The organism is Pseudomonas sp. Lz4W (assembly GCF_000346225.2).
Taxonomy (GTDB): Bacteria; Pseudomonadota; Gammaproteobacteria; order Pseudomonadales; family Pseudomonadaceae; genus Aquipseudomonas; species Aquipseudomonas paraversuta.
The window spans coordinates 3,867,736-3,885,267 of record NZ_CP017432.1 but is presented as its reverse complement, the minus strand read 5'-3'; the positions used below and the strand labels follow the sequence as shown (position 1 = coordinate 3,885,267).

Here is a 17,532-nt window from a genome sequence, read left to right as displayed (position 1 = left end):
AGCGGCGCGCATCCTACACCGCGCTCTGACCTACCGTACAGCGCACGGAATCAGGTCCGGCGTTTGGCAGCGGCGGCCGATTTAAGTTCTTGCTTTATTATTTGCAGCTCTTGCCTCGTTGTACCTCCAGGTATTAAAGCAGGCTTGGTCGCGCAGCCTCCAGGAAAGATACAAAACCCCGGGTCATGCCCCTATAATGCGCGCCGGTTTCAGGGTGATGGTCATGAGTACAGAAGATCCACGGTTTGCCGGTGTAGCCCGGTTATATGGCATAGAAGGCCTGGAGCGGCTGCGCGCGGCCCATGTAGCAATCGTCGGTGTGGGCGGTGTCGGGTCGTGGGCGGCAGAAGCCATCGCCCGTTGTGGCGTAGGTGAAATCTCGCTGTTTGATCTGGATGACGTGTGCGTCAGCAACAGCAATCGCCAGTTACACGCCTTGAGCACGACCATTGGTCGAGACAAGGTTGAAGTGATGGCCGAGCGTCTGCGTCAGATCAATCCTGACTGCAAGGTGCATGCAGTGGCTGACTTCGTGACTCGCGAAACCATGGCCGAATACATCACCCCCGATATCGATTGCGTGATTGACTGTATCGATAGCGTGAATGCCAAGGCAGCGCTGATTGCCTGGTGCAAGCGGCGCAAGATCCAGATTATCACTACCGGTGGTGCGGGGGGGCAGATTGACCCGACGCTGATCCAGGTCTGCGATTTGAACCGCACCTTCAATGATCCGCTGGCTTCAAAAGTGCGTTCGACCTTGCGCCGCGATTATGGCTTCTCGCGCACCATGACCCGTCATTACAGCGTGCCTTGCGTATTTTCCACCGAGCAGCTGCGCTATCCGAAGCCTGACGGCAGTATTTGCCTGCAGAAAAGCTTTGTGGGTGACGGGGTCAAGCTTGATTGCGCCGGTGGATTTGGCGCGGTGATGATGGTGACAGCCACTTTTGGCATGGTCGCGGCCACCAAGGCCGTGGACAAGATCGTGGCGGGCGTGCGGCGGCCCTCGGAGCGGGTGAAGCCTGCCTGACCGGCCCCGTTAATCGTCCCGATGCCATCGCTGGCAAGCCAGCTCCCACACTGTTTTTGTAGGCGCTAATACCCCGTGGGAGCTGGCTTGCCAGCGATGGGGGTTTAGCCTGCCAGCTCCCACACTGTTTTGTAGGCGCTAATGCCCTGTGGGAGCTGGCTTGCCAGCGATGGGGTTTAGCCTGCCAGCTCGCGCATCCGCTGCAATACGGCATTCAGCCCATTACTGCGCGACGGTGACAGCTGCCGGCTCAAGCCCAGCTGGTTGAACCACTCGGGCAAATCCACCTGTTGCAGCTGTTCGCCGGACAAGCCATTGACCCGTGCCAGCAATAGGGCGACCAGCCCGCGGATCAATCGTGCATCGCTACTGGCTGCAAACTGCCAGTGACCGTCGCGCAGCTCACCCAGCAACCACACCTGACTTTCGCAGCCATGCACGCGGTTGGCTTCGTTTTTGTCTGCCAGGTCAAGCTCGGGCAGGCGTTGCCCCCATTGCATCAGCAAGCGCGCGCGTTGTTCCCAGCCTGTGCAGTGTTCAAAACTGTCGAGGGCGGCCTGTGCATCGGCGGGCAGGGTCATTGCAGCAACTCCAGCGCCTGGTCCAGCGCCTCGAAAAAACGCTGTAAATCGTCGGAGTCGTTGTACAGCGCCAGCGACACGCGGATAGCTCCGGCCAGACCGAAGCTTTTGAGCAGCGGCATGGCACAGTGATGACCGGCCCGCACAGCGATGCCTTGCTCAGTCAGCAGATGTGCCAGGTCGGCATTGTGCACGCCATCAACCACAAAGCTCACCAGCGCCAGCTGTGGCGAACCCAGCAGGCGAACCCCCTGGCGTTGCGTCAAGCCGTCGATCAGCAGGCTGTGCAATGCGGCTTCGTGGGCTTCGACGGCTGCTTGATCCAGAGTGGACAGATAGCTGAGGGTTGCGCCCAGACCGATCACGCTGGCAATCGGCGGAGTACCGGCTTCAAAGCCCAGCGGTGCCGGGCGAAAGGTTGCGCTCTGGTAGTCAGCGTCTTGCACCATCTCGCCACCGAACTGCCAGTGCTGCAGGCGGGCCAGCGCTGCGTGGCGGCCAAACAGCACGCCCAGCCCGTCCGGGCCGTACAGTTTGTGGCTGGAGAAGACGTAAAAGTCGCAGCCCAGGGCGTTCACGTCATGCCGGCCATGGACGATGCCCTGGGCGCCATCAACCACGGTCAGCGCATTTTGCGCTTTAGCCAGAGCCAGCAGCTCAGGTAACGGCTGCCATACACCGAGCACATTGGATAACTGGCTGACGGCCAGCAGGCGGGTGCGGGGGGTGATCAGGCGGGCGGCGGCATCGAGGTCGATCACGCCGTCGGCATCCAGCGGCAGTATCACCAGAGTCAGTTTTCTACGCTTGGCAAGCTGTTGCCACGGCAGCAGGTTGGCATGGTGTTCCAGGGCGCTGATAACGATCTCGTCGCCCTGGGTAAATTGGTGTTCCAGCCCATAGGCCAGAAGGTTCAGCGCCGAGGTGGCGCCGTGGGTGAAAACAATTTGCCCGCAGTCGCTGGCGTTGAGCCATTGCGTCACTTTCTGACGGGTGTTTTCAAACGCCTGGGTCGCATGGGCGCCCGGCAGATGCTGGGCGCGGTGCACATTGGCTGCGCCATTGGCGTAGTAATGCTGCAGTGCGTCGAGCAGGGCCTGGGGTTTTTGTGTGGTTGCAGCGTTGTCCAGATAGGTCTGGTCCTGACGTTGCATGGCGGCGATGGCAGGGAAGTCAGCGCGCCAGGGGGAAGGCAAAAGCATGGTGTTCAGGGCTCTGTTGACGGGACCAGAGGCTGGCCCCGTCAGTGGCAGACAGACGCTTAGTTGTGAGCGTGCAGTGCTTCGTTCAGCTCGATGGCCGACTTGTGGGTTTTGCATTCCACAGCGCCGGTTTCCGAGTTGCGGCGGAACAACAGGTCTGGCTGGCCGGCCAGGTCACGGGCCTTGACCACTTTGACCAGCTGGTTGTTCTCGTCCAGCAGCGCGACCTTGGTGCCGGCGGTTACATAAAGGCCGGACTCAACGGTGTTGCGGTCGCCCAGCGGGATACCGATACCGGCGTTGGCGCCGATCAGGCAGCCTTCGCCAACCTTGATCACGATGTTGCCGCCGCCCGACAGGGTGCCCATGGTGGAGCAGCCGCCGCCCAGGTCCGAGCCCTTGCCGACGAATACGCCCGCCGAGACGCGGCCTTCGATCATGCCCGGGCCTTCGGTGCCTGCGTTGAAGTTGACGAAACCTTCGTGCATCACGGTGGTGCCTTCGCCGATGTAGGCGCCCAGACGGATCCGCGCGCTGTCAGCAATACGCACGCCGGCCGGAACCACGTAGTCGGTCATTTTCGGGAACTTGTCGACCGAGAACACTTCCAGCAACTCGCCACGCAGGCGGGCTTCGAGCTGACGCTCGGCCAGTTCGCCCAGGTCGATGGCACCCTGGCTGGTCCATGCCACGTTCGGCAGCAGCGGGAACACGCCAGCCAGGCTCAGGCCGTGGGGCTTGACCAGGCGATGGGACAGCAGGTGCAGCTTGAGGTAGGCCTCGGGGGTGGAGGTCAGGGCTGCATCTTCGGCCAGCAGGGTGGCGACCAGCGGCTTGTGGCTTTCAGCCAGACGGGTCAGCAGGGCGGCCTGGGCGGTGTCGATCGGTTTGGCGATTTCAGCCATTTGTGCAGCTTGCGCGGTGCTGAAGGTGATTGCCTGGTTGCCGCCGGTGTAGCCCAGGATCGGGGCGATGGCTGCGATCAGCTCGGCCGACGGGTTAAGCAACGGTTGGGCGTAAAACACTTCCAGCCATGCGCCTTGACGATTCTGGGTACCAACACCAAAGGCCGCGCTGAATAGGGTAGTAGACATGCAATTACCTCTTGAACATAAATAAATGGGCGGGCTTTAAAGAAGGGCCGCCGCATAAAGATCTGGCTTGAAGCCAATCAGGGTTTTGTCTCCGAGATCGAGCACCGGGCGCTTGATCATCGAGGGTTGGGCAAGCATCAGTTCAATGGCTTTCGCCTGGTCGAGATCGGCTTTGCGTTCGTCGTCGAGTTTGCGAAAGGTTGTACCGGCGCGATTGAGTACCACTTGCCAGCCGTGCTCGTTGCACCATTGGGTCAGGTGCTCGCGGTCAATACCGCTGGTTTTGTAATCGTGGAAGTCGTAGCGCACGGCATGCTCATCCAGCCAGGTGCGAGCCTTCTTCATGGTGTCGCAGGCCTTGATGCCGAAAAGGTGCAACGTCTTGTTCGAATCGGTCACTGGATTGCCCCTCCTTTGAATACGCCGGGAAATGATCGGTGGCGGATTATGCCATGAGCAGCGGCCTTGGGCTCGGCCGGGTGCAAGCTTGGCATGCCCGTGTGACAGGTCGTCGCATTGCGACTTTTGTTCAGCGGTCAGAGCCCGGGCTTAAAGGCTACTATGGTACGCAATGGGGAAATTGTTGCCTCATATGTTTTAAGGCTTATTGTTCGGGAATCCTGTTGATATGCAAACTGCCTATACCGTCCTCATCTTGCTGATGCTGGTGGGCGTCTCGCGTTTATTGGGGCGCGTGATTCCGCTGCCTCTGCCCCTGGTGCAGATTGCTGCCGGTGCAGTGCTGGCGTGGCCAACCCTGGGCTTGCACGTGGCGCTGAACCCCGAGTTATTCCTCTTTTTGTTTTTGCCGCCGTTGTTGTTCTCGGACGGTTGGCGCATGCCAAAGCGCGAATTCTGGCGCCTGCGGGGGCCCATTCTGACGCTGGCCGTCGGCTTGGTGCTGTTCACTGTCGTGGGGGCCGGCTACTTCATTCATTGGCTATTACCGAGCATTCCTCTACCCGTGGCGTTTGCCCTGGCCGCCGTACTGTCGCCGACGGATGCGGTGGCGGTATCGGCCATTGCCCAAAACCGGCTGCCGGCACCCCTGATGCATATGTTGCAGGGCGAGGCATTGATGAATGACGCGACCGGCCTGGTGACCTTCAAGTTCGCCCTGGCGGCAGCCATCACCGGGGTATTTTCCCTGGCCAATGCCAGCGTGACTTTTTTGCTGGTGGCTTGTGGCGGCCTGGCGATAGGTGTGGCATTGAGCTGGGTTGTAGGGCGCATGCGCTCGTGGATGATCACGCGGGGCTGGGATGATCCGGCCACGCATGTGGTGTTCATGCTTCTGCTGCCGTTTGCCGCTTATGTACTGGCCGAGCGCCTGGGGGCTTCGGGTATTTTGTCGGCGGTAGCGGCGGGGATGATGCAGAGCTGGCTGGATTTGTTGCCGCGGCAAACCAGTACCCGGTTACTGAACCGCAGCGTGTGGTCGCTGCTGGAATTTGCCTTCAATGGCCTGATTTTCTTGCTGTTGGGCCTGCAGTTGCCGGACATCATCAAAGCCGTCGTCAGACTGGAGCCCACACTGTGGCCGACCCTGATGTATCGCTGCCTGGATGTAGTGGTGATCTTTCTGGTGCTGTTGGCGTTGCGTTTTATCTGGGTGCAGAGCATCTGGCGCTTGTCCGGCTTGTTGCGCCGCTGGCGCGGCAAGGGTGAGTTGACCATGGTGCCGACTGCACGTTCCTGCTGGTTGCTGACGGTGGGCGGGGTGCGTGGGGCCGTGACGCTGGCGGGCGTGATGTCGGTGCCGCTGTTGATCAGCGAAGGCCTGGATTTTCCGGAGCGCGAACTGTTGATCTTCATTGCCGCCGGGGTGATTTTGCTGTCGTTGATCGTGGCCTGCATTGCCTTGCCCCTGTTGTTGCGCGGTATCCCCAAGAGTCAGGACGATGCCATGCGGGCTGAAGTGCGCGAGGCGTGGCGGCGCACGGCGGAAGCGGCGATTCATGCGCTGGAGGCTGAAGAGGTGGTCGAGCCCGAGAAGCAGGATGCTGCGCTGGCGGCATTGGCGGCTGAATTGAAGGCGCGGATCATGTCCGAGTACCGGCATCAGCTTGAGGTGTTCAATGATTCGGCGGAAGCTCAGGCGCTGGCGTCGCAGATGGACCATCTGGAAAGCCGTTTGCGGCTCAAGGCGCTCAGGGCGCAGCGGCTGGAGCTGTACAGCTTGCGTCGCCACCATGAAATCGGTGATGACGTACTCAGTGAAGTCCTGCGGGATCTGGACTTGAGCGAGGCCAACCTGGGAACCGTGAAGTAGCCCGACATCTGCAGCAGCGAGCTCGCCTCATGATCTTTAAAGATCGCGGGGCAAGTTCGCTGTTGCAGGTCTGGAGGTTATTTGCGGCGCAGAATGAACTCGCGAATCCGTTCTGCGGCTTCTACGCATTCTGCCAGCGGCGCTACCAGTGCCATGCGCACGCGGCCGGCGCCGGGGTTGAAGCCGTCGACTTCGCGGGACAGGTACGAGCCCGGGACCACAGTCACCTGTTCTTCGGCGAACAGGTCGCGGCAAAAGTCTGCGTCATCCCCTTCAACTTTGGGCCACAGGTAAAAGCCGCCGTCCGGGCGCTGTACGTCGAGGACCGGGCCCAGGATTTCCAGCACCGCATCGAACTTCTCGCGATACAGGTCGCGGTTGGTGCGCACGTGGGCTTCGTCGTTCCAGGCCGCAATGCTGGCCAGCTGGGTTTGAACCGGCATGGCGCAGCCGTGGTAGGTGCGATACAGCAAAAATGCCTTGAGGATCTCGGCGTCACCGGCCACGAAACCCGAGCGCAGGCCTGGCAGGTTGGAGCGCTTGGACAGGCTGTGGAATACCACGCAGCGTTTGAAATCTTCACGACCCAGGTCTACGCAGGCGCTCAGCAGGCCGACGGGCGGTGTCTGCTCGTCGAAGTACAGTTCGCTGTAGCACTCGTCGGCGGCAATCACGAAGTCATGTTTGTCAGCCAGGGCGATCAGTTTTTTCAGGGTGTCGAGGGGGATCAGCGCGCCCGTCGGGTTGCCCGGTGAGCACAGGAACAGGATCTGGCAGTTGTCCCAGGTCTCGGCCGCTACGGCGTCGAAGTCCGGGTTGAAGCCATGCTCTGCCAGGCACGGCAGGTAGTGCGGTTTGGCGCCGGCGAGGAACGCTGCGCCTTCGTAGATCTGGTAGAACGGGTTCGGGCTGATCACCAGCGCGTCGTCGCCACGGTTGACCACGGTCTGGGTGAAGGCAAACAGCGCTTCACGGGTACCGTTGACCGGCAGGATGTTGCGCGCCGGGTCGAGCCAGCCTTTTGGCACCTGGAAACGTCGCTCGGCCCAGCCGCCAATGGCTTCGCGCAGGGCCGGGATGCCGAGGGTGGTCGGGTAGACCGCCATCTGGTCCAGGTTGTCGGCAAGGGCCTTGGCCACGAAATCCGGCGAGCGGTGTTTGGGTTCGCCAATGGACAACGCAATCGGGCGTTTGTCGGTGTTGGGCTGCACGCTGCCAAGCAGGGCGCGCAGTTTTTCGAACGGATAAGGCTGAAGCTGGTTTAGAGCGTTGTTCATTGGATGCGGGTCTCGCTCGGCGGCGCTTAAATGCTCAGGCGCCACGGTTCAGGGGTTGAGTCTTTGTCGACGGTCAGCTGTTTAACGATGGCTTCCTGCAAACGCATGCACAGCTGCGGATCGGACAGCGGCTGATTGTTTTCGTCAGTAACGAAAAACACGTCTTCGACGCGCTCGCCCAGGGTGGCAATCTTGGCGTTCTGCAACGACAGGTCGAACTCCAGAAAAATCATCCCGATACGGGCCAGCAGGCCGGGCCGGTCGGGTGCGCTGAGTTCCAGTACGGTCACCGGGCGCTGCGCGTCATTGTGAATCGTCACCTGGGGCGGGAAAGCAAAATGCTTGAGCTGGCGGGGAACCCGGCGCTGGATGATGTTGGGGTAGTCATCGGGGTTGCGCAGCGCTTCAGTCAGGCCCTTGCGGATTCTCTCGACGCGGGCCGGGTTATTGCCGATCGTTTCGCCGTCGTTGTCGAGCACGATGTAGGTATCGAGGGTGAACTTGCTGCTGGAGGTGATGATTCGCGCGTCATGAATGTTCAGGTTGAGCTGATCCATCGCGGCCACGGTTACGGCAAAGAAGTCATGCTGGTCGGGCGCGTAGATGAAAATCTGGGTGCCGCCTTCGAACTCGCGCTGGGTGGTTTCCTTGATCAGTACCAGCGGGCCGCCATCGGCCGGTTGTTGCAGGATGGCCTCGGTGTGCAGGGCCACATCGGCCGAGGTATGGCGCAGGAAGTAGTCGTCGCCAAGCTGGGACCAGAGTTGTTCCACGTCGTCCTGGTCGTTGCCGTTGCGCACCAATATGTCCAGCGCGGCACTCTGGGTCTGGCGGATCTGCTCTTCGCGATCAACCGGGTTTTCCAGGCCGCGACGCAGTGCGCGCTTGGTTTCGGTGTAAAGCTGGCGCAACAGGCTGGCGCGCCACGAGTTCCACAGGGTCGGGTTGGTGGCATTGATATCGGCCACGGTCAGGACGTACAGGTAGTCGAGACGGGTTTCGTCGCCCACGATCTGGGCGAAGTCATGGATGACCTGAGGGTCGGACAGATCCTTGCGCTGGGCGGTGGTCGACATCACCAGGTGATTTTGCACCAGCCACACGATCAGGCGTGTATCCCACTGCGGCAACTGGTGGCGGATGCAGAACGCCTCGGCATCTACCGCGCCAATCTCGGAGTGGTCGCCATGCCGGCCTTTGCCGATATCGTGATACAGCCCGGCCAGGTAAATCAGTTCGGGCTTGGGCAGCTTGGCCATCAGCTTGCTGGCCAGCGGGAATTTCTCTGACACCTGGGTGTACTGCAATTTACGCAGATGCTTGATCAGGTTCAGGGTGTGGGCATCGACGGTATAGATGTGGAACAGGTCGTGCTGCATTTGCCCGACGATAAAGCCGAATTCGGGCAGGTAGCGTCCGAGAATGCCGTAGCGGTTCATCCGGCGCAGGTTGCGATGGATGCCGATCTTGCACTTGAACAGCTCGATAAACAGGCTGGTGTTGCGGATGTCTTTACGGAAGTCGTCGTCGATCAGGTAGCGGTGTTCGCGCAACAGACGAATGGTATCGGCCCGCACGCCCTTGATCTCGGGGTGCTGGGCCATCAGCAGGAAAATTTCGAGCATGGCAAACGGCGTGCGTTTGAACACATGGTCGCTGGTGGCCTCGATGTAGCCATCGTGCAGCTGGAAGCGCGAGTTCAGCGGGGCAGGCGGCGCGGCGTCGTCGGGGGCCAGAATCACTTCTTCGAAGTGCTGGATGATCAGATCGCTGAGCTGGGCGATGCTCATGACCACCCGGTAGTACTGCTGCATGAAGTTTTCGATGGTCTGTTTGGTATCTTCGCCGGTAAAGCCGAGCAACTCGGCGATGCTGCGTTGATGATCAAACAGCAGGCGGTCTTCAGCGCGGCCGGCGAGCATGTGCAGGGCGTAGCGGACTTTCCACAGGAACTCTTGCGAGGATGCCAGCAGGGCGTGCTCGCTCTCGACCAGGAAACCTTCACCCGCCAGGGCGCGCAGATTGAGGGTGCCGTACTGACGTCGGGCCACCCACAAAATGGTCTGGATATCGCGCAGGCCGCCCGGTGAGCCTTTGACGTTGGGCTCCAGGTTGTATTCCGTGTCGTTGTATTTGTGGTGACGAGCTTTCTGCTCGGCACGCTTGGCCAGAAAGAAATCCTTGCTGGGCCACATGTGGGAGGTACTGGTGACGTCCAGCATGCGCTGGCGCAGGCGCTCAGGGCCGGCCACGGTACGGCTTTCCATCAGGTTGGTGATGATGGTCAGGTCGGCACGGGCCTGCTCGGCGCATTCGTCCACCGAGCGCACGCTCTGGCCAACTTCGAGACCGATGTCCCAGAGCAGGGTCAGAAAGCGTTCGATGGAGTCGCGGAAAATTTCGTGATCGGCGTTGTCCAGCAGGATCAGCAAATCGATGTCGGAGTAGGGGTGCAGTTCGCCACGGCCGTAGCCGCCGACGGCAACCAGGGCGATATCGGCCTGGTTGCTCCAGCTGAACTGATCCCACGCCTGTTGCAGGATATTGTCGACGAACCAGGCGCGATCTTCGATCAGGCGTCGAATATCGCGGCCACTGCGAAAGCGTTCGTCCAGAGCCTCTCGCGCCTGGCGGATGGCCTTTTTGAAAGCGGCAATGGGGCTTGCCTTCAACGCCAGTTCGGCCTGGAACTGGCCGCGGTCAAAAAGTTCGGGATCCACCTGCGGCATCGATTGGCTTTCCTATCGCTGTAAGGCTTTTATATAGGGAGAATCTATATAGAGACTGCTTGAGGTATCAGGCCGAAACGCGAGGGATGGTGTCATCGCTGCGCAGGGTGAAGATCTCGTAGCCCGTCTCGGTCACCAGCAGGGTGTGTTCCCACTGCGCTGACAGCTTGCGGTCCTTGGTGATTGCGGTCCAGCCATCACCCAGAACCTTGGTATCGGCTTTGCCCTGGTTGATCATCGGCTCGATGGTGAAGGTCATGCCTGCTTTGAGTTCCATGCCGGTGCCGGCGCGACCGTAGTGCAGGATTTGCGGCTCTTCGTGGAAGACCTTGCCGATGCCGTGACCGCAGAACTCGCGAACTACCGAGAAGCCGTTCTTTTCAGCGTGCTTCTGGATCACTTCGCCGATGTCGCCCAGGCGGCAGCCCGGTTTGACGATTTCAATGGCCTTGTACATGCATTCCTGGGTCACTTGCGACAGGCGCTCGGCCCAGACCGGTACCTTGCCGACGTGGAACATGCGGCTGGTATCGCCGTGGTAACCGTCCTTGATGACGGTAACGTCGATATTCAGGGTGTCACCGTCTTTCAGCACCTTGTCGCCCGGGATGCCGTGGCACACCACATGGTTGATCGAGGTGCAGATGGACTTCGGAAAGCCTTTGTAGTTGAGCGGAGCGGGGATGGCCTGCTGCACGTTGACAATATAGTCATGGCAGATGCGGTCCAGCTCTTCGGTGGTAACGCCGGGCTTGACGTGCTCGGCAATCATTTCCAGGACTTCGGCGGCCAGTTTGCCGGCGATACGCATTTTTGCGATGTCCTCGGGGGTTTTGAGGGTGACGGTCATTCGGGCTCTCTTCGCGCGTTGGCGCTCATCATCAGGATTGCGGGGGTGCTTTGCTGCTGCACACCGCCATAAAAATGCGATTCTAACAGACGGTCGGCGATAATCATGGGCCTCTCGCCATCGCTTCTCTTAATAGAATGGGGCATTCTGGCTCTATTCCAGACCCTGCGCAAAAGGGCGAGGAAGAAAGTCTGATTCCGTGTTTCGTTTTTTGCGCATCTTGTGGTATAAAATGCGCCGCTTTCCGGGTATAGCCCGCTAAGCACAAACCCACACACGTATCGACACGATGACCTGGGTGCCTTCAGCTCGAAGCTGCTGGTTGGTCGTTGGGATACGTGGAGGCCTAACCCGACTTACTAAGGAACTACCATGTCCCAAGTCAACATGCGCGATATGCTGAAGGCCGGTGTGCACTTCGGTCACCAAACCCGTTACTGGAACCCGAAGATGGGTAAATACATCTTTGGCGCGCGTAACAAGATCCACATCATCAACCTTGAAAAAACCCTGCCAATGTTCAACGAAGCTTTGACTTTCGTAGAGCGTCTGGCCCAGGGCAAAAACAAGATTCTGTTCGTCGGCACCAAGCGTTCCGCTGGCAAGATCGTTGCTGAAGAAGCAACCCGTTGCGGTTCGCCGTACGTTGATCACCGCTGGTTGGGCGGCATGCTCACCAACTTCAAAACCATCCGTGCTTCCATCAAGCGTCTGCGTGACCTTGAAATCCAGGCCGAAGACGGTACTTTCGCCAAGCTGACCAAGAAAGAGGCGCTGATGCGCACTCGCGATCTGGAAAAGCTGGATCGTAGCCTGGGTGGTATCAAGGACATGGGCGGTCTGCCAGACGCACTGTTCGTTATCGACGTTGATCACGAGCGTATCGCGATCACCGAAGCTAACAAGTTGGGTATCCCGGTTATCGGCGTTGTCGATACCAACAGCAGCCCAGAAGGTGTTGACTACATCATCCCGGGTAACGATGACGCAATCCGCGCTATCCAGCTGTACATGGGTGCGATGGCTGATGCTGTGATCAAAGGCCGTAACCACGTTGCTGGCGGCACCGACGTTTTCGTCGAAGAAGCTCCGGCTGCAGCGGTAGTTGAAGGCTGAGTAATTAACGCCTAGCGTTTACTCAGTACGCAAAAAGGGGGCTTGGCCCCCTTTTTGCCACCTCGAAATCCATTTGTTGGAAGTTGCCCTGGCGTTGCTGTATCAGATTGCGGCTGGCAGGGTTGTATCGAGGCATGCTTCACACGAATTGAACGCCCGTTCGGTCGGGTGGAATGGTTGAAAACCTATCCAAGAGGAATTTTGAAATGGCAGAGATTACTGCAGCGTTGGTTAAAGAACTGCGTGAGCGTACCGGCGAAGGCATGATGGATTGCAAGAAAGCCTTGACCAAGGCTGGCGGCGACATCGAAAAAGCCATTGATGACATGCGTGCTTCGGGCGCCATCAAGGCTGCCAAAAAAGCAGGCAACGTTGCTGCTGAAGGCGCTATCGCAGTTAAAGTTGCTGAAGATGGCAAATCTGCCGTTATTCTTGAAGTTAACTCGCAAACCGACTTCCTGGCTCTGCAAGACGACTTCAAAAAATTCGTTGCTGACAGCGTAGAAAAAGCTTTCGCTGAGAAGCTGACCGACGCAGCTCCGCTGATCGCTTCGCAAGAAGCTGATCGTCTGGTTCTGGTTGGTAAAGTAGGCGAGAACGTAAACATCCGTCGCCTGGCCCGCATCGAAGGCGACGTTGTTGATGCTTACCTGCACGGCAACAAGATCGGTGTTGTAGTAGCTCTGAAAGGCGGCAACGCCGAGCTGGCACGTGACATCGCCATGCACGTAGCTGCAAGCAACCCTGAGTTCCTGCTGCCATCGCAAGTTTCCGCTGACGCTATCGAACGCGAAAAAACCGTGTTCATGAGCCTCAACGAAGACAAGATCAAAGGCAAGCCAGCAGAAATCGTTGAAAAAATGGTTGCCGGTCGTATCAGCAAGTTCCTGGCTGAAGCCAGCCTGGTTGAACAAGCTTTCGTTAAGAACCCGGAAATCAAGGTCGGCGAACTGGCCAAGAAAGCCGGCGCTGAAATCGTTTCCTTCACCTACTTCAAAGTAGGCGACGGTATCGAGAAGCCAGTTGATGACTTCGCTGCTGAAGTTGCTGCACAAGTGGCTGCAAGCAAGCAATAAGACGGTTCTAAACTGTCGACCCGAAGAGGCTGCCCGCTCACGCGCGCAGCCTCTTTTCAAATGGGTGGGGATTTTCCCTTCCCGGCGGAACCGGTTTACAAAATAGTGTTCCGATGGTGCTGCTGTGCAGTGCCAGCTAGAGTAAGCGCGGGCTGTAAACAGCCTCGCACAGATTTTTTATAAAACGCGGCAGGAGAGATTCGCAATGGCTCAGCAGGGCAGTGGTTATCAAGCTCGCTATAAACGCATTCTACTCAAGCTAAGCGGCGAAGCCCTGATGGGCTCTGAAGAGTTCGGGATCGATCCCAAAGTTCTCGACCGCATGGCGCTGGAAGTCGGCCAGCTGGTTGGTATCGGTGTTCAGGTAGGGTTGGTGATTGGTGGTGGCAACCTGTTCCGTGGGGCTGCGCTGAGTGCTGCAGGTATGGATCGCGTTACAGGCGACCATATGGGCATGCTGGCAACCGTGATGAACGCCCTGGCCATGCGCGACGCGCTGGAACGTGCGAATATCTCCGCCATCGTAATGTCGGCCATTTCCATGGTGGGCGTGACTGATCATTACGATCGTCGCAAAGCCATGCGTCACCTGAACGCCAAGGATGTGGTGATTTTTGCTGCAGGTACTGGTAATCCATTCTTCACGACGGATTCGGCTGCCTGTTTGCGTGCCATTGAAATTGACGCTGATGTGGTGCTCAAGGCAACCAAGGTCGACGGCGTGTACACCGCAGATCCATTCAAAGACCCGCATGCCGAGAAGTTCGATCATCTGACTTACGATGAAGTACTGGATCGCAAGCTGGGCGTAATGGACCTGACGGCTATCTGCTTGTGCCGCGACCATAAAATGCCATTGCGTGTATTTAACATGAACAAGCCCGGCGCCCTGCTTAATATTGTCCATGGCGGCGCTGAAGGCACTCTGATCGAGGAAGGTCAACAATGATCAACGAAATCAAAAAAGACGCTCAAACGCGCATGCAGAAATCGCTGGAATCTCTGTCCCATGCATTTGGCCAGATCCGTACCGGCAAGGCTCACCCGAGCATTCTGGGTAGCGTGATGGTGCCTTACTACGGCTCGGATACTCCGATCAGCCAAGTGGCCAACATCACTGTCAAAGACTCCCGTACCCTGCAAGTCGTAGCGTTCGAGCGCAATATGCTCGGTGCGGTAGACAAGGCAATCCAGAGCGCCGGTCTGAACCTCAATCCGACCAACCTGGGCGAATTGCTGCTGATCTCCATGCCTGCCCTGACTGAAGAAACCCGCAAGGTGTTCGCCAAGCAGGCCCGTGACGCAGCTGAAGATGCCCGCATTGCTGTGCGTAATATTCGTCGCGATGCGCTGAGCCAGTTGAAAGATCTGGTCAAGGAAAAAGAAATCAGCGAAGACGAAGAGCGTCGTGCTGCTGATGATATTCAGAAGCTGACCGACAAGGCTGTAGCTGATATCGAAACTGCCACCAAGCAGAAAGAAGCTGACCTGATGGCCGTATAAGGGTCTGGGCGTTTTATGGAAATGACCAAGCAGGCTGAGCCGTCATCGGTGCCGCGACACGTCGCCATCATTATGGACGGTAATAATCGCTGGGCGAAAAAACGCTTTATGCCGGGTGTTGCCGGGCATAAAGCGGGAGTGGATGCGGTTCGCGCAGTGATTGAAGTGTGTGCCCAGGCCAAGGTCGAGGTGCTGACGCTGTTCGCGTTCTCCAGTGAAAACTGGCAGCGCCCGGCAGCAGAAGTCAGTGCCTTGATGGACTTGTTCTTCCGGGCACTGCGTCGTGAGGCCAAGCGCCTCAATGAAAACAACATCAGTCTGCGGATCATTGGCGACCGCTCACGCTTTCATCCCGATTTGCAAATGGCGATGCGTGAAGCGGAAGCAATGACTGCGGGTTCTGAGCGCTTTGTGCTGCAGATCGCCGCTAACTACGGCGGTCAGTGGGACATCGCCCAGGCCGCTCAGCAGTTGGCGCGTCAGGTGCAGGCAGGGCATTTGCAGCCTGAAGACATCACCCCTGACGTGTTGCAAGCCTGTCTGGTAACGGGTGATCTGCCTTTGCCTGATCTGTGCATTCGCACCGGTGGCGAGCATCGCATCAGCAATTTTCTGCTGTGGCAGCTGGCCTATTCCGAGTTGTACTTCTCCGACCTGTTCTGGCCGGACTTCAAACACGAAGCCATGCGTCATGCATTGGCTGATTTCGCTTCTCGCCAGCGCCGCTTCGGTAAAACGAGCGAGCAGGTTGAGGCTGGAGCCCGGGTTTAATGCTTAAACAACGAATCATTACTGCTCTTATCTTGCTGCCAATTGCCCTGTGCGGTTTTTTCCTGCTTGAGGGGGCCGGCTTTGCGCTGTTTATTGGCCTGGTCGTGACCCTGGGGGCCTGGGAATGGGCACGCCTGGCGGGCTTTGAAGCTCAGCCGGCCCGCGTTGCCTTTGCTGCGGTTGTAGCCTTGCTGCTGTTTGGCCTGCACATATTCCCTGATCTGGCGCCATGGGTGCTGGGTGCTGCGGTTCTATGGTGGGCAGTGGCAACCTACCTGGTGCTGACCTTTCCGCAATCAGCGGTGCACTGGTCAACGACTGCGACCAAACTGGTCATCGGCCTGTTGATTCTGTTGCCGGCCTGGCAGGGTCTGGTGCTGATCAAGGCGATGGCGCTGGGTAACTGGTTGATCATGGCAGTGATGGTTCTGGTGTGGGGTGCCGATATCGGCGCCTATTTCTCGGGGCGTAAATTCGGCAAGCGCAAGCTGGCACCGAAAGTCAGTCCGGGCAAAAGCTGGGAGGGTGTATTTGGCGGCTTGTTGCTGAGCTTGCTGATCACCGCTGCGGTCGGTGTGGCGCGTGGCTGGAGCGCCTCCGAGATGTTTGCCGCACTGGTCGGTGCTGGCGTGATCGTATTGATTTCGGTGGTGGGTGACCTCACCGAAAGCATGTTCAAACGCCAGTCCGGGATCAAGGACAGCAGTAACCTGCTGCCTGGCCATGGTGGTGTTCTGGACCGCATCGACAGTTTGACTGCGGCGATCCCGGTATTTGCTGTATTGCTGTGGATGGCGGCGTCATGAGCCGTCCACAACAGATTACTGTTCTGGGGGCTACGGGTTCGATTGGCCTGAGCACCCTGGATGTTGTTGCCCGTCACCCTGATCGCTATCAGGTGTTCGGTTTGAGCGGTTACAGCCGTCTCGCCGAGCTGCTGGCGTTGTGCATTACCCACAAGCCAAAGGTTGTGGTAGTGCCGGATGATCGTGCGGCCAGCCAGTTGCTGGCCGGCCTGCGCTCGGCAGGGCTCGGTGTCGAGGTCCTGGTGGGTGAGGAAGGCCTGTGCCAGATTGCTTCGGCGCCCGAGGTTGATTCGGTCATGGCGGCGATTGTTGGTGCTGCGGGCTTGCGTCCGACACTGGCAGCGGTCAATGCAGGCAAAAAAATCCTGTTGGCGAATAAAGAAGCGCTGGTGATGACCGGCGACCTGTTTATGCAGGCTGTTCGCCGCAGTGGTTCGGTGCTGTTGCCCATCGATAGTGAGCACAACGCCATTTTCCAGTGCCTGCCGCAGGATTTCGCCCGAGGCCTGACTAATGTTGGCGTTCGCCGGATTCTGTTGACGGCGTCTGGCGGACCTTTTCGCCAGACCCCCCTGGCGGAGCTTGAGCACGTTACGCCGGATCAGGCCTGTGCCCATCCCAACTGGTCGATGGGGCGCAAGATTTCCGTAGACTCTGCCAGCATGATGAACAAGGGCCTGGAGTTGATCGAGGCTTGCTGGCTGTTTGACGCCAGACCGGACCAGGTCGAGGTGGTCATCCATCCGCAAAGCGTGATTCATTCGCTGGTCGATTATGTGGACGGTTCGGTGCTTGCCCAGCTGGGTAATCCGGATATGCGCACTCCGATTACCAATGCCCTGGCATGGCCTGAGCGCATTGATTCGGGGGTCGCGCCGCTGGATCTGTTTGCAGTTGCGCGTCTTGATTTCCAGCGCCCGGATGAGCAGCGCTTTCCCTGCTTGCGCCTGGCCCGTGAAGCGGCCATGGCGGGCAACAGTGCGCCGGCGATGCTGAATGCGGCGAACGAAGTAGCGGTTGCGGCCTTTCTTGATGGCCGAATCCGTTACCCGCAAATTGCCCGTATCATCGAAGACGTTTTGAACAGTGAGCCTGTGGTTGCAGTAGACGAGTTAGAGGCGGTCTTCGCCGCCGATACCAAGGCGCGAATGCGGGCTGAACAGTGGTTGAGTCGTAACGGCTGATAAGTGGTGCTTGCCGGAACCGGACAGGATCGCGGAGA

General features: G+C 58.7%; 16 protein-coding genes. 9 read left to right on the top strand and 7 right to left on the bottom strand.

From position 1 onward, the window contains the following. The first annotated feature begins 223 nt into the window (after positions 1-223). Entirely contained in the window at positions 224-1,033 is an 810-nt protein-coding gene (tcdA, locus tag B195_RS17765) for a tRNA cyclic N6-threonylcarbamoyladenosine(37) synthase TcdA (protein ID WP_003440391.1), read from the top strand. A gap of 176 nt (positions 1,034-1,209) precedes the next feature. On the opposite strand, the gene B195_RS17760 is transcribed toward tcdA, so the two are convergent. Genes B195_RS17760 through B195_RS17745 form a run of 4 tightly spaced genes read right to left on the bottom strand, consistent with a single transcriptional unit; the run spans position 1,210 to position 4,309 of the window. Beyond that, a complete protein-coding gene (locus tag B195_RS17760) occupies positions 1,210-1,614 on the bottom strand; it encodes a SufE family protein (RefSeq protein WP_003440394.1) in 405 nt (134 codons plus the stop codon). Further along, entirely contained in the window at positions 1,611-2,816 is a 1,206-nt protein-coding gene (locus B195_RS17755) for a cysteine desulfurase (RefSeq protein ID WP_003440397.1), read from the bottom strand. The genes B195_RS17760 and B195_RS17755 overlap by 4 nt, the downstream gene beginning before the upstream one ends. A gap of 59 nt (positions 2,817-2,875) precedes the next feature. Beyond that, positions 2,876-3,910, bottom strand: coding sequence for a 2,3,4,5-tetrahydropyridine-2,6-dicarboxylate N-succinyltransferase (gene dapD / locus B195_RS17750; RefSeq protein ID WP_003440400.1), 1,035 nt, complete (start codon positions 3,908-3,910; stop codon positions 2,876-2,878). A 36-nt stretch (positions 3,911-3,946) separates the two neighbouring features. After that, complete coding sequence (locus tag B195_RS17745; RefSeq protein WP_003440403.1) at positions 3,947-4,309, bottom strand: ArsC family reductase; 363 nt, start codon at positions 4,307-4,309, stop codon at positions 3,947-3,949. 229 nt (positions 4,310-4,538) lie between these two features. Between B195_RS17745 and B195_RS17740 the strand changes: the two genes are divergently transcribed. Next, complete coding sequence (locus B195_RS17740) at positions 4,539-6,182, top strand: Na+/H+ antiporter (protein WP_003440407.1); 1,644 nt, start codon at positions 4,539-4,541, stop codon at positions 6,180-6,182. Positions 6,183-6,259: 77 nt separating this feature from the next. Here the strand turns inward: B195_RS17740 and dapC are convergent, their stop codons facing one another. The 3 genes from dapC to map all read right to left on the bottom strand — a co-directional run bounded on the left by dapC (position 6,260) and on the right by map (position 11,119). Beyond that, positions 6,260-7,459: a succinyldiaminopimelate transaminase gene (gene dapC / locus B195_RS17735; RefSeq protein ID WP_003440410.1), complete on the bottom strand. Its 1,200-nt coding sequence runs from the start codon at positions 7,457-7,459 to the stop codon at positions 6,260-6,262. Between the two features lie 26 nt (positions 7,460-7,485). Then, complete coding sequence (locus B195_RS17730) at positions 7,486-10,188, bottom strand: [protein-PII] uridylyltransferase (protein WP_003440414.1); 2,703 nt, start codon at positions 10,186-10,188, stop codon at positions 7,486-7,488. Positions 10,189-10,255: 67 nt separating this feature from the next. After that, positions 10,256-11,119, bottom strand: a complete 864-nt coding sequence (map, locus tag B195_RS17725; RefSeq protein WP_083912784.1) for a type I methionyl aminopeptidase — start codon at positions 11,117-11,119, stop codon at positions 10,256-10,258. A gap of 291 nt (positions 11,120-11,410) precedes the next feature. Between map and rpsB the strand changes: the two genes are divergently transcribed. From rpsB to ispC, 7 genes are all read left to right on the top strand, one after another. Next, on the top strand, positions 11,411-12,154 hold the full coding sequence (rpsB, locus tag B195_RS17720; protein ID WP_003440422.1) for a 30S ribosomal protein S2: 744 nt from the start codon (positions 11,411-11,413) through the stop codon (positions 12,152-12,154). A 206-nt stretch (positions 12,155-12,360) separates the two neighbouring features. Beyond that, on the top strand, positions 12,361-13,230 hold the full coding sequence (gene tsf, locus B195_RS17715; protein ID WP_003440424.1) for a translation elongation factor Ts: 870 nt from the start codon (positions 12,361-12,363) through the stop codon (positions 13,228-13,230). Positions 13,231-13,435: 205 nt separating this feature from the next. Further along, the gene (gene pyrH, locus B195_RS17710) at positions 13,436-14,179 is read left to right on the top strand and encodes a UMP kinase (RefSeq protein WP_003440426.1); all 744 of its coding nucleotides are present in this window, start codon (positions 13,436-13,438) and stop codon (positions 14,177-14,179) included. Continuing rightward, positions 14,176-14,733 (top strand): ribosome recycling factor, encoded by a 558-nt coding sequence (frr, locus tag B195_RS17705; RefSeq protein WP_003440428.1) that lies wholly within the window; start codon positions 14,176-14,178, stop codon positions 14,731-14,733. Before pyrH ends, frr begins: the two co-directional genes overlap by 4 nt. A 15-nt stretch (positions 14,734-14,748) precedes the next feature. Further along, positions 14,749-15,504: a polyprenyl diphosphate synthase gene (uppS, locus tag B195_RS17700; protein ID WP_003440430.1), complete on the top strand. Its 756-nt coding sequence runs from the start codon at positions 14,749-14,751 to the stop codon at positions 15,502-15,504. Further along, entirely contained in the window at positions 15,504-16,310 is an 807-nt protein-coding gene (locus B195_RS17695) for a phosphatidate cytidylyltransferase (RefSeq protein ID WP_003440433.1), read from the top strand. Before uppS ends, B195_RS17695 begins: the two co-directional genes overlap by 1 nt. Then, positions 16,307-17,494, top strand: a complete 1,188-nt coding sequence (gene ispC, locus B195_RS17690) for a 1-deoxy-D-xylulose-5-phosphate reductoisomerase (RefSeq protein WP_003440436.1) — start codon at positions 16,307-16,309, stop codon at positions 17,492-17,494. Before B195_RS17695 ends, ispC begins: the two co-directional genes overlap by 4 nt. Positions 17,495-17,532 lie beyond the last annotated feature (38 nt).